General features: G+C 70.5%; 8 protein-coding genes. 6 read left to right on the top strand and 2 right to left on the bottom strand.

The features are described from left to right. Positions 1–6 precede the first annotated feature (6 nt). Positions 7–1,563: a glycosyltransferase family 39 protein gene (locus IT293_05005; GenBank protein MCC6764004.1), complete on the top strand. Its 1,557-nt coding sequence runs from the start codon at positions 7–9 to the stop codon at positions 1,561–1,563. Here IT293_05005 and IT293_05000 read toward each other — a convergent pair whose 3' ends face one another. Beyond that, entirely contained in the window at positions 1,564–3,312 is a 1,749-nt protein-coding gene (locus tag IT293_05000) for an AMP-binding protein (protein ID MCC6764003.1), read from the bottom strand. Positions 3,313–3,567: 255 nt separating this feature from the next. Here IT293_05000 and IT293_04995 point away from each other — a divergent pair, with 255 nt between their 5' ends. Then, positions 3,568–7,077 carry a DUF11 domain-containing protein gene (locus IT293_04995; GenBank protein ID MCC6764002.1) on the top strand — a complete coding sequence of 1,170 codons (3,510 nt, stop codon included), beginning with the start codon at positions 3,568–3,570 and terminating at the stop codon, positions 7,075–7,077. A 64-nt stretch (positions 7,078–7,141) separates the two neighbouring features. Here the strand turns inward: IT293_04995 and IT293_04990 are convergent, their stop codons facing one another. After that, positions 7,142–8,107 carry a hypothetical protein gene (locus IT293_04990; protein MCC6764001.1) on the bottom strand — a complete coding sequence of 322 codons (966 nt, stop codon included), beginning with the start codon at positions 8,105–8,107 and terminating at the stop codon, positions 7,142–7,144. A 671-nt stretch (positions 8,108–8,778) separates the two neighbouring features. Between IT293_04990 and IT293_04985 the strand changes: the two genes are divergently transcribed. The 4 genes from IT293_04985 to meaB are packed head-to-tail and all read left to right on the top strand — an operon-like array spanning position 8,779 to position 13,196. Beyond that, positions 8,779–9,873: a GNAT family N-acetyltransferase gene (locus tag IT293_04985; GenBank protein MCC6764000.1), complete on the top strand. Its 1,095-nt coding sequence runs from the start codon at positions 8,779–8,781 to the stop codon at positions 9,871–9,873. Further along, positions 9,870–10,715, top strand: coding sequence for a hypothetical protein (locus IT293_04980; protein MCC6763999.1), 846 nt, complete (start codon positions 9,870–9,872; stop codon positions 10,713–10,715). The genes IT293_04985 and IT293_04980 overlap by 4 nt, the downstream gene beginning before the upstream one ends. A 37-nt stretch (positions 10,716–10,752) precedes the next feature. Further along, complete coding sequence (locus IT293_04975) at positions 10,753–12,234, top strand: glycosyltransferase family 39 protein (protein MCC6763998.1); 1,482 nt, start codon at positions 10,753–10,755, stop codon at positions 12,232–12,234. Next, positions 12,231–13,196 carry a methylmalonyl Co-A mutase-associated GTPase MeaB gene (gene meaB / locus IT293_04970; protein ID MCC6763997.1) on the top strand — a complete coding sequence of 322 codons (966 nt, stop codon included), beginning with the start codon at positions 12,231–12,233 and terminating at the stop codon, positions 13,194–13,196. The genes IT293_04975 and meaB overlap by 4 nt, the downstream gene beginning before the upstream one ends. Positions 13,197–13,337 lie beyond the last annotated feature (141 nt).

Raw genomic sequence — 13,337 nt, 5'->3', positions numbered from 1 at the left:
CGCCCCGTGCACGGCTCGCCCGCTTCCGGCCGCGCCGCCGCCTGGACGGTCGCCGCGCTGACGGTCGCCGCGGCGCTGCTCCGCGCGCCGACGCTCGGCCGCTCGCTCTGGCTCGACGAGGCGTGGCGCGCCAACGTCGCGCTCGCGCCGCACGCCGACGCCTTCTGGACCCAGGTGCTCGGCGGCGGCGGAATCACGGCGCCGATGCCTCCGCTCTTTGCGCTCGCCCTCCGTGCGATCAGCGCGGTCGTCGGCCATTCCGCGCTCGGCATGCGGGCGCTGCCGGTCGTCGCGAGCGTCGCCGCGGTGCCGCTCGCGTGGGTCGTCGCGCGCCGCGCCGCCGGACCCGCGGCCGGCCTCGTCGCGGCGCTCCTCTTCGCCGCCTCGCCGACCGCGCTCCTCCACGGCCAGGAACTCAAGCAGTATTCGACCGACATCACGGTCGTGCTGCTCCTCCTCGCGGCCGCGGGCGCCGTCGCGCGGACGCCGGCGCCGCGGCGCTGGCTCGCGCTGGCGCTGCTCGAAAGCACGGCCCCCGGCCTCTCGTACCCGAGCGCGCTCGTGCTGCCGGGCATCGCGCTCGCGACCTTCGCTGCGTGCCGCGACGGCGCCGCGCGCCGGCGCTGGGTGGCCGCGCACGTCGTGAGCGGCGCCGCCACCCTCGCCTGGTACGCCCTCGTGATCGGTCCGCAGCGCGCGCGTCCCGTGGTCGCCGCGTACTGGGCAGGCGACTTTCCGCCGATCGAGGGCGTGCCGGGCGCGGGGTGGGTCGTGGAACGGCTCGGCGAGTTCCTCGGCTACGCTTCGCTCCGCCCGACGTGGCTCACGGCGATGCTGGTCGTAGCCGGGCTCGCGCTCGCGGCGCGCTGGCTCGGCGTCGCCGCGCTCGCGAGCCTCGCCACGGTCGTCGTCGCGGCCGCGTGGCGCGTCTATCCCCTCGCGGGCGGACGCACGACGACCTTTCTCCTCCCCTTCGTCTACCTCGGCGTCGGCGCCGCGGCGGCGCCGCCCGCCGGCCGCCGCCCGCTGCCGGCGGCCGCGCGCGCGCTCCTCGCCCTCGCGAGCGCCGTCGTGGTCGCGCCGACGATCCTCGCCGGCCTCCGCGCTCCCGCGGCGGGCGTCGTCTACGAGGAGACGGCGCCGCTCGTGGCCGCGCTCGCGGCGGCGCGACAGCCGGGCGACCGCGTCTACGTGTACGACGGCGCGGTGCAGGCCTTCCGCTTCCACCATCCCGCGCTCGATCCCGCGATCACGCTCGGCGGCTCGCACCGGAGCGACCCGGCCGCGTACGGCGCCGAGCTGAAGCCGTTCCTCGTTCCCGGCCGGCGCCTCTGGCTGCTCTTCTCGCACGTCCACACGGCGGCGACCGGCCGCTCCGAGCGCGACGCGATCCTCGCCGACCTCACGCCCTATGCCCGCCAGCTCGACGTGCGCGAGGCGGCGGGCGGCGCGTCCCTGCACCTCTTCGAAGTCGTCCGCGCGCCGGGCGAGGTCCGCCACTTGAAGCTCACGCCGCAGGACCTCGCCGATCCCGCCCGCATGAAGGAGCTGCTCGGGCGCTGACTACGCGCCGAAGAGGGCCTTCAGGTCCTTCTTCAGGATCTTGCCGTTGGCGTTCCGCGGCAGGGTCTCGGGGAGGAAGAGGATCTTCACCGGCACCTTGAACGCCGCGAGCTTCTGCGAGACGAAGTGGCGGAGCTCCTCCTCGGTCGCGTGGACGTCCGCCTTCAAGTGGACGACGGCCGCCGGCTCCTCGCCGAGCGTCCGGTGGGGAATGCCGACGACCGCCGCATCCATCACCGCCGGGTGCTCGTAGAGCGCGCTCTCGACCTCGACGCAGTAGATGTTCTCGCCGCCGCGGATCAACATGTCCTTGGCGCGGTCGACGATGTAGACGAAGCCCTCGTCGTCGAGGCGCGCGAGGTCGCCCGTCTTCACCCAGCCATCGACGAACGTCTCGGCGGTCGCCTGCGGATTGTTCCAGTAGCCGCGCACGACGATCGGACCGCGATACCAGAGCTCGCCGACCTCCCCCGTCGCCACGTCGGCGCCGTCGTTCCCCACGATCCGCACCTCGCCGGTCGGCGACGGCACGCCGCAGCTCGACGGCTTCCGCTCGTAGTCCTCTCCGACGTTGCTCGTCGCGGTGGCGGACGTCTCCGTCATGCCCCAGCCCTGTCCGGGCGTCATCTTCGGGAACCGCTCCTTCAGGCGCCGCACCAGCTCCGGCGCCGACGGCGCGCCGCCGTAGGCGATGCTCTCGAGCGACGACAGGTCGAACTCGTCGAAGCGCGGGTGCTCGATGATCTGCCAGGCGATCGTCGGAACGCCGCCCGCGTTGGTGATGCGCTCGCGCTGGATGATCTCGAGCGCCTGGTCGACGTTCCAGCGGCGCTGCATCACGAGCTTCATGCCGGCGAGGAGCGCCGGGACCATGATCGCGAAGCAGCCGGTCGCATGGAAGAACGGCACCGAGATGAGCATCGCCTTCTGAGCCGCGAGCGGATTCGGCGCCGGCGGCGCCTCGCCGCGGCGGAGAAAGGCGCGCGACTGCGCGGCGAGCGCGTTGAACACGTTGGAAATGATGTTGCGGTGGGTGATGACCGCGCCCTTCGGCTTCCCGGTCGTCCCCGAGGTGTAGAAGATGGTGGCGTCGTCGTCGGCATCGAGAGCGACGTTCGGCACGTCGACCTGCTCGATCGCGGCCCACCCGTTCGGCGGGCCGACGATCTCCTCGAGCTTCTGCACGCGTGGGTCGGCGATGTCCTGCTCGGTCGAGCGGCTGACGTAGATCCTCTCGAGATCGGGACAGGCGTCGACGTGCTCGCGCAGGCGCTCCCAGCGCTCGGCATCGGCGATCGCGATCTTGGTGCCGGAGTCCCGGAGGCCGTACTCGAGCTCGGGACCGGTCCACCAGGCGTTGAGCGGCGTCACGATCGCGCCCGTGAGCGCCGCGGCCCAGAACGCGACGCTCCATTCGGGCAGGTTCCGCATGACGATCGCGACGCGGTCGCCCTTCTTCACGCCGTCGGCGACGAGGCGGGCGGCGAAGCGGGCCACGGCGCGCCGGTGCGCGTCGAAGGTCACGCGCTCGTCGTCGTTCACGAGGAAGGTGCGGTCCGCGAAGAACTGGCTCATCGCGAACACTTCGGCGAGCGTCGGCGGCGCGTTCTTCCAGACCTTGATGCGGACGCCGCGGATCTCGCGCTCCTCCACCTCCAGCATCGACCCCGGGGCCGTCATGCGGCGGTGCGCTTCCTCGATGGACATGGCGGGGAAGCCGGCGGACAGATCGGGGCGCTCGGTCGTCATGGGGAACCTCCCGTCGTCGAGAATATGGAGGGAGTCGACCTAGCGCGGGCCGGGGTCCGCCTCAAGCACGAACCCGACCCGCGGGAGGGCCTCACCAACCCGCGTGATCGCCTGAGCGCATCCGCCATCGCGTTCGCGCCGCCCGCCCTTCACACGAGCCGGACGCTTGTGCGACGTCGCGCGTATCTGGTAGACGCAGTGCGCTTCTTCTCCGTGCCGAAACCCGTCAACACTCCCGTCTTCGAGGAGGAGACCATGCCGCAGCTCCCCGTTCGCCCACGACATCGCACGCCCGCGCTGCGCGTGCTGTCTGCCCTTGCGATGATCGCACTCCTCGGAGCCGCTCGCCTCGCCCTCGCGGCCAACCCGACTCCGGTGCAGCTCTTCTACATGCCGTTCCCGGAAGACCAGCTGCTCACCGGCTTGCAGGCGATCGAGTCCGGGAGCTCGAGCACCGACCCGACGAACCCGATCACGACGTACATCTCCATCGCCGCGGTCGCGAACGGCACCATCATCTACTACGACCAGTGGGAGAACGGGTACGACAGCGACATCGCCAACCCGACGGACCTCTACAGCTCGCCCGGCAACACCGACGGCACGCAGATCTGGGGCGACGGCAACACCACGAACGGGTTCCCCCCCGGGGTGCCGTCCGACCTCATCAACGCCGGCACCGTCATCATCCTCAACAACAACATCAACACCGGCAACCTCCTCGCCATCGACTTCGACGGCCGCGACAAGATCGCGGCGACGCGCACCGTCGCGGTGACGCACACGGCGTGGGCGGCCGGCTCCGGCACGCTCCTCGCCGGATCGGTCGAGGTGCTCGACACCTCGAACTGGGGCCTCGAGTACCGGGCGCCGGTCGGCCAGGACATCCCCGACGCGACCGATCACCAGATGTTCGAGTACACGTCCCTCGTCATCCAGGCCGGCGAAGGCGGCGCGAACGTCCAGATCGACGCCGACGCCAACGGAACGTTCGATACCAACGTCGCCCTCGCCGAGGGCGAGAGCTACTTCGTGAACGGCGGGGTGAACGCCGGGGCGCGCGTGCTCGCGGACGCTCCCGTACAGGTGGACATCCTGACGGGCGACATCGGCTCCAACTACGAGAGCCGCGACTCGGCGCTCGTGCCGGTGTCGCGCTGGTCGACCGCCGCGTACACGCCGGTCTCGACCGTGACCACGGGCGGCACCGGCACGACGGTATGGCTCTACAATCCGGGCGCCGGCAACCTGACGGTGCAGTACACGACCCGCGACGGCGGCGGGAACCTCATCACGACCCCGCTCGTCGTGCCCGGCGGCGCCGCCGGCGGCTACCTGGCGCAGATCATCCCCGACGGCTACGGCGCCCGCTTCACCGCCGCCTCGGACTTCTTCGCCTTCTCGACCACCAACTCGACGGACTCGTCGACGGGCGGCAACCAGGCGTGGGACTGGGGCTTCACCCTCGTGCCCGAGGAGTCGCTGACGCGCCAGGTGCTGATCGGCCTCGGTCTCGGTCGCGATCCGACGTCGGGCGTGAACCCCAACGAGAACGGCAATCCGGTGTGGGTGACGCCGGTCGGAAACGGCGACACGGCCGTCACCGTCTACGTCGATTACGACGCCAACCCCGCCACCGGCGGGCTCACCGACCCGAACGGCAACAAGTACGACGTCGCGCTCAGCCTGAAGGAACTCGAGCGCGCCAAGGTCTACGACACCAACGACCGCAATCAGACCGGCATGCTTCTCTACACGCTCGCGAACGGCGTGGATCTCGCCGCCGCCTGGGGTCAGGATCCCGCGACGGCGACCGGCGGCGCCCCGGGCCTCGACGTCGGCACCGGCGTCCCGCCTCTCGCGATGTTCTCGTCCGGCAAGAACGGTACGCTCCACACCGACAACGACGGCGACGGCTTCGTCAGCCCCGGCGACGTGCTCACCTATTCGATCGTCGTCACCAACATCAGCCGGGCGCCGGTGCCGAACGTGCTGCTGCAGGACTCGCTCCCCGCCGACGTCACCTACGTTCCCAACAGCACGCTCTTCACCAACGCATCGAACGTGACGACGCCGATTCCCGACGACGGGATCGGCACCGCGTTCCCGCTCGACGGGCCCGGCAAGGTCCTCGACAGCGTGAACCCGCTGCCGGTGGGCGGCACGTACACGGTGACGTTCCAGGTGCTGATCGACTCCTTTCCGAACCTGACGCCCGGTACGACCCAGATCGTGAACCTCTGCTCCGCGACCGCGCTCGGCATCCAGGTCCCCTGCGCGGACACGACGACGATCTTCGGCTGCATCGGCGACTTCGTGTGGAACGACCTCGACGCCGACACGGTGCAGGACGGCGGGCCCGAGACGGGCATCCCGTCGGTGCAACTGAACCTCTACCGCGACGCCAACGGCAACGGGTCCATCGACGGCGGCGAGGACGTGATCGCCACTCAGGCGACGAACGGCAGCGGCATCTACCACTTCTACGGGATCGAGGCCGGCACCTACATCGTGGACGTCGTGAACGCGACGGTGCCGGCGGGCTACGTCCTCACGACCGCGAACGACCCGAAGGCGATCACGCTCGCCGGCGGCCAGTGCAACCTGACCGCCGACTTCGGGTACCGCCTGCCACCGACGGTCACCCCGACGCCGACGATCACGACGACGCCCACGCCGACCCGTACCGCGACGGTGACCGCCACACGCACGGCGACACCGACCCTGACGGCGACGCCCACGACGACCGCCACCGTCACCGTGACGCCGACGCCGACCCGCACCGCCACACCGACGGTCACGGCGACTCCGACGCTGACCCCCACGCCTACCGTGACAGCGACCGCCACGGTCACCGCCACCCCCACGGTGACACCGACGCCGACGCGTACCGCCACGCCGGCGCTGACCGCCACGCCGACGGTGACCGCCACGCCGACCGTCACGCCGACGCCGACGGTGACCGCCACCCCGACCGCGACGGCAACGCCGACCGTGACGGCGACGCGCACGGTCACGGCCACGCCGACGGTCACGGCGACCCGCACGGCCACGCCAAGCCCGACGCGCACACCAACCGCCACTCCGACGGCAGTGCTCCCACCGCTGAACCACTTCCAATGCTACGAGACGCATCGTCAACCGGCGCGCATCTACGGCGTCACGCTCGACGACGTTTTCGGCCCAAGCGTGGTCGACCTCAAGAAGCTGAAGAGAATCTGCGCACCCGCCGACAAGAACATGGAAGATCCGACGGCGCCGATGGATCCAGATCACCTCGGCGTTTTCACGATCAAGCAAACAAGCCCGAGGTTCCGTCCGGTAGAAGACGTCGTCGTCGAGAACCAGTTCGGCATCCAGCGGATGAACGTCACGAAGCCCGATCGTCTTCTGTTGCCGACCGCGAAGAGCCTTACCGGTCCGCCGGTCATGCCTCCGAGCTTCGGTGTCGATCACTTCAAGTGCTACAAGATCGCTTACGCGAAGCTGCGGAAGTTCAACATCACCGTCGAAGACCAGTTCGGCTTCATCACCGTCGACATCAAGAAGCCAACGCATCTCTGCGTGAACGCCGACAAGAACGGTGAGGGTATCCCCGACCTCACACAGAACCTGATGTGCTATAAGGTCGTGGTCTCACCGGGCACGCCAGCCGCACAGCTACCGAATCTGATCTACACCACCGACCAGTTCGGAACCGACCAATACGGCGTCTACGGAGCTCGCGAACTCTGCGTTCCCTCACAGGTTACGTTTCCCGAGTAGTAGCCGATCGCACCCGGCAAGCGGTGTCGCTCAAACACGCGACACCGCAGCCTCGTGCACTTCGCTACCGGCAGGACGCCTTGAACTTCACGAACTTGCAGGTTGGCGTGGCGTTCTCGAGGAACTGGATCTCGCCGCACTGGTCGCGGCCGGGCGCACCGCCCGGAGGCAGGGCGGTGTCGTTGAGCTCGACGGTGACGCGAACGGGCTCCTCGTCGGGCACGATCGAGTAGGTACCCTTGTTGCCCTGGACAGCCACGCTGAAGCTGTACGGATCGACGAAGGAGCGGTTGCGGACGATCACCTTCGAGATGCCGTTCTTGATCGCCGGCTTGGTGCGGTCGGCGTAGATCCACTGGTTCGGCGGGCTGCCGACCGCCTTCCAGCTCTGCAACGTCGAGGTGAGGTCGTTCCTGCCAGGAATGTGCTCGTCGACCATGACGCGCCCGTTCTTGTCGGTGACGCGCACGTGCACGCCGTAAAGATCGGGCTGGATGTTCGGCTGCAACGACCCGACCGAAAAGAAGCCCTTCAACCGCATGGTATCGTCGCCCGCCGGAGCGCCGACGCGCGCGAAGAGCACCTTCGGCTTGACCCAGGTGCCGGCGATGCCGGTGCGCGAGCACGGATCGTCGCCGCCCTTCGCGGGCGGATTGTAGAGCGTCCCGAGGCAGAAGAGGTCGCCGTCGCTGTCGTTGTTGACGTCGCCGGGACAGATGTCGCAGCCGTCGCCGAAGATGTCGCCGTCGACGTTGCTCTGCGCCGGATCCGCGCTGTTCGGACAGATGTCGTCCCGGTCGCAGATGCCGTCGCCATCAACGTCGATCGCCTGACACGTGGCCGAGCAACAGAGGTCGGTCCCGTTGGCGGCGCCGTTGTCGCAGGTCTCGCTGGGCGAGACGACGGTGTTGCCGCAGCCGCTCGGCGTACAATTGCTGTCGCAGCCGTCACCGCTCACGACGTTGCCGTCGTCGCACTGCTCCCCGGGATCCGGGATCAAATCGCCACAGACGGCGAACGCCGGTTGCACGGAGAGGCAAAGGACGACGACGGCAGACGCAATGGCGACGCCAGACGAAGAGTCTTCATGGCGGAGAACTCCTTCCAGGCCACGGAAGTGAATCGACAACGAACACGTGAACAGCGACGGCGTGGGGCCAGGGCCGCACCGCCCATCAAAGATTCGTTTCTTCGTCGTAGCGGCGTCCCCGGTCAAGCGTCTTGGGCGGTAGCGAATCTTTGGTCTTGATTGTTCTTCTCGTGCGTTCAGGGTTGGGGCGAGATGGTCATCATCCTTCTGTTCGCGCTCGACGAGGGCGGTGCGTTGGACCGCGGCGCACGGTGGGGTTCAGTGGGTGGAGGGCGCCGTCTATCAATCGGCTCTCCGCAGAGGCCAGGAATCTACGTACTTGCAGATCCACCGTTTCGTTCCATTCTCGATCGGTCACGTTCAAGGCCTACGCGCGCGCCTACCCGGACGTTGCTTTTCCTCCCGGGATGGTTCAGGGGCTCGGGACTCGCGGGAGAGCGGGCTCCACCCAGGAGGCAGTAGCGCCCCCAATCTCGCATCCGCGCAACTCCCTACCCAGGCTTGCCTAACGAAGCCTAACGAGGCTACCTGCCCTTCCCGATCCAGACGCGATCCGCGATTTCACGTAGGATGGCCGCGGTGCCGCCCGCTTCCCCCTCCTCCCCGGTGAAATGACTCCGGTCCCGGCGATCGACGGCTATCGCGCCGGCGACGAGGCGGCCATCGTCGCTTGCCTGCGCGAGACCTTCGCCGCCCCGGCCCGGATCGAGCGCTGGCGGCACCTCCACTGCGAAAACCCGGCCGGCCCGTCAGTGATCGTGGTGGCGCGCCACGACGGCAGGATCGTCGGACAGATCGCGAACCTCCGCCGGCGTGTCCGGTTCTTCGGCGCGGAGCAGCCGATCGCCCACGTGCTCGACACGGTCGTCCATCCCGACTGGCAGCATCGGGGCGTGTTTCCCGCGCTCGTCGCCGCGTCGGCCCAAGCGCTCGAGCGCGACGCGGTGCACGTCAGCTACGGCGTCGCGAACGACGCGGCCAGGCGCCTCGCGGAGGAGTACGAGCACCGCCGGCCGCTCGGCGCGTTTCCGGTCCTCGTGCGTCCGCTCCGACCGCTCGGGAGCCTGGCGGCGATCGCGCGCCATTTTCTCACGCAACGGCGCAGCCCGGACGCGCACGTGGTCCCGGAATGCGCGGCCTCCGGACCCGTCCCGGCTCCGCCCGGACCGTCGCTCATCCACGCCGGGCGTGGGGCCTGGACGCCGCCGCGCTTCGACGCCCGCCACGACGATCTCTTCGCGCACGCCGGAGATCTGCCGCCGATCGCGTTCGTCCGTGACGCCGCCGCGCTCGCCTGGCGCTACCCCGATTCGGCCGGCTACCCGTACGCGCAGCGCGACGTCGTCGCCGGCGACCGCGTCCTCGCGACGGCGGTCGTCCGCGCGGTGGAGGCGGCCGGGCTCCGTCTCGTGCTCGTCATGGAATGGCATTGGCGGCGCGGCGCCGTCGACGCCGCGCGTGCGGCTGCTCGCGACGTGCTGGCGCTCGCGCGCCGCGCCGGAGCGCACGGCGTCGCCGCGATGGGGACGCGCGGCTCGGCGCAGCGACGCGTGCTCCGCGGACTCGGCTTCCTCGCGCTCCCCGCGCGGGCCTTTCCGCAGCGCGCGTGGCCGGGCGTCGATGCGCGGGGGCCGCACGCCTCCGATACGCGCTGGCGCGACGGCGCCAACTGGCACTTCACATGGGGCGACGGTCTCACGGTATGAGCCGGCCCGCCGTCGCGGCGCTGGCGCTCGTCGCGGCGACGATCGCCGGCTGCGAACGCTACGAGACGCTCGCCGTCGTGCCGCCCGCGAGCATGAAGACCCATTGGCTCGTCGATTTCACCTATCTCGACGACCCCGCGACCCGCGCGGCGACCATGGGCCACCTCGTGGTATTCAACCCCGCGCCGCGCGCCGCGACTCTCGACGTGACCGTCTACTACGAGGATCGCGAACCGGCGCGTTTCGCGCTCGAAGCGGCGCCGGGCGCCTCCACCGAGTCCAACTACGCGGGCTGGCCCGTGAAGCCCGGCGAGCGGTTCGCGCTCGGCATCGCGAGCTCGGAGCCGGTCGTCGCGCAGGCAACCATCGGCTGGAACAACGTCGGAAACGACAACCGGCCGACGGCGCGCGCGCCCGACGGTGGCCGGCCGCGCGAGGCCGTGACGTCGTACATGGCGCTCCCGGCGCTCGCCGAACGCTGGTATCTCGCCGACGGCATCGTGCTCGACAGGCCGAGCACGCTCTGGGTCCGCGAGTCCGAGTGGGCGGTGCTGCTGAACCCGGGCGATCGCCCCGCGCGCGTCGAGCTGGCGCTCTACTTCCGCCGCTTCGCCCGCGCGCACGCGGTCGAGGTCGCCCCGCGCCGCGTCCGCGCCGTCCGCATGGACGACCTCGTCACGCTCCGCAACAAGCACTACGGCGTGCGCATCGCGAGCGACGTGCCGATCGCGGCGCAGTGGCGCCGCACGGTCGCGTGGTACGACTCGCCCGAGCTGATGTCGTTCTGGTCGGTGCCGCTCGTGCCGATGCTGCCGCAGCCCTCCCCCGCGCCTCGGTCGTAGCGGCCGGAGCGATCCTCACATATTGTATGGCGCACGCGTGGCTACCCGACGAATCGATCCCTGGGTCATCGCCGCCGTGGTGGCGGGTTTGGCGCTGCGGCTCGTGAACCTCGGCACGGCGCCGTTCTGGCTCGACGAGATGTACACGTTCGAGATGCTGCGCGTGCCCTGGGACGCGCTCCTCGGCGCGGCGATGCGGGACAACCAGGCCCCCCTCTACTACGTCGTCACCAAGGGATGGACCGCGCTCGGGGGCTGGTCGACGGCGGCCCTCCGCGCCCCGGGTCTGCTGGCGTCGCTCGCCTGCATCCCGCTCGCGGCCGCCGTGACGCGGCTCGTGGCGGGCGCGCGCGCGGCGCGTATGGCCGCGTGGGTCGCCGCGCTCTCGCCGCTCCTGATCCAGCACGCGCAGGACGCGCGTCCCTACGCGCTCCTCGCGGCGGTCGCGACCGCCAATCTCCTGATCCTGGTCCGCTTCCTCGTCGGACGCTCGCCGCGCCTCGGGTTCTGGTGGGTGGCGTCCGCCTTCGTCGTCGTGGCGACGCACTACTACGGCATCTTCTTCCTCGCCGGGCAGGGCCTGGCGTTGCTGATCCTGCGGCCAGCGCCCGTGCGGGGCTGGCTGCCGGCCGGCGTCGTCGCCGCCGGCCTCTGCGGCGCGCTCGTGCTCACGGCGGTCGGCCGGGCCTCGGGCGACTTCGGCGCGCGCTACGTCTTCGGGATCACCGCCATGCCGGGCGTCGTGTGGTCGCTGCTCACCGGCTACGCCCTCATGCCGACTTCGGAGGACTTGCACGCGCTCGGCGGGACGCGCGCGATGCTGCCCTACCTCCCGGTCGCCCTCCCGACGCTGCCGGCGTTCGCGCTCGTGGCCGCGGCGGGGCTGCGTACGATGCGCCGCGAAGGGCGCGTGCTCCTGCTCGCGATCTTCACGGTGGCGCTCTGCGCGCCGTTCGCCTACCGGCTCGCCGCCGGCGTCGGCGTGCACCCGCGCTACTTCGCGGCCGCGATCGCGCCCGTCGTCGTCGTGACGGGCGCGGGCATGGTCCTCGATCGCAGCGCACGCGGCATCGCGACCGCCGTGCTGCTCGTGATCATGAGCGCGGCGACGTTCCTCCACTTGTGGGACACGACCCACGGACGCGAGGACCTCCGTGCCGCCGGGCGGTGGCTCGACGCCAACGTACCGCCCGACGAGGAGATCCTCGTCACCTCCTCGGAGATGGAGGTGCTCGCGCGCTTCACGTGGCCGGGCCGCAAGTTCCGTCGCTACCCGGATGGCCGCGGTCTCGTCGATCCGGCGCGCGTCCGCGCGCTCGTCGAGGCCTTCCCGATGGCGGACCGCGCGCGCGCGATCTACCTCGTCGGGCGCGCGTGGGTCACCGACCGCGACGGCGCCTTGCAGGCCGCGCTCGTCGACGCCTACCCGAGCTGCCCCGGCATCGACGTGCGCGGCATCCGCATCTACTGCTTCCGGCCGCGCTCCACGGCGACCGCCAACGTCGCCGCCAACCGATGATCGACGCCGCCCAGCTCGCGATCGGCGTGCTCGACGGCGACCGCCGCATGCTCGCGAAGGCGATCACGCTCGTCGAGAGCACGCGCCCCGACCATCAGGAGGCCGCGCAAGCGCTCCTCGAGCGCCTCCTGCCGCGCACCGGCACCGCCGTCCGCGTGGGCATCACCGGCGTTCCCGGCGTCGGCAAGAGCACGTTCATCGAGGCCTTCGGGCTCTTCCTGATCGCGCGGGGGAAGCGCGTCGCCGTCCTCGCCGTCGACCCGTCGAGCGCGCGCACCGGCGGCAGCATTCTCGGCGACAAGACCCGCATGGCGAGGCTCTCCGCGACGCCCGCCGCCTTCATCCGGCCGAGTCCGTCCGGCGGCTCCCTCGGCGGCGTCGCGCGCCGCACGCGCGAAGCCATGCTCGTCTGCGAAGCGGCGGGCTACGACGTCGTGATCGTCGAGACGGTCGGCGTCGGGCAGAGCGAGATCGCCGTGAGCGGCATGGTCGACTTCTTCCTCGTGCTGATGCTCGCGGGCGCCGGCGACGAGCTGCAGGGCATCAAGAAGGGCATCGTCGAGATCGCCGACGCGCTCGCGATCAACAAAGCCGACGGCGACAACCTGGCGCGCGCGCAGCAAGCCGCGGCGCAGTACATCGCCGCGTTGAACCTCTTCCGCCATACGACCCCGACCTGGATGCCGCCCGTCGTCACCATGAGCGCGATCGAGATGCGCGGCATGGACCGCATCTGGAGCATCGTCGAGGATCACCGCGCCAAGCTCACCGCGACGGGCGAGCTCGAAGCGAAGCGCCGCGAGCAGCAGCGCGGCTGGTTCTGGAACGTCGTCGACGAAGGGATCAAGTCGCGCTTCCTCGCGCGCCCCGAGGTCCGCAAGCTCCTCGCCGAGCTCGAGACCGCCGTCGTCACGGGCGAAATGTCGCCGACCGCGGCCGCGCGGCGCGTCCTCGCGCTGTAGCCCCGGCCTAGAACCAATGCCGGTCACATAAGACCGGGTTGAAGGTTTTGGATCGCTCCCAGCGTCCGCTATTCCCCTCGCGGGGTGGGGAGGTGGGACGATGGGGCTGGGGGAGGACCTGCTCGCCGGCGGCGAGGAGCG

The sequence above is a fragment of the Deltaproteobacteria bacterium genome (assembly GCA_020848745.1).
Classification (GTDB): domain Bacteria; phylum Desulfobacterota; class Binatia; order UTPRO1; family UTPRO1; genus UTPRO1.
Note: the sequence above shows the minus strand (reverse complement) of the source record. Positions and strands in the feature narration are given on the sequence as shown.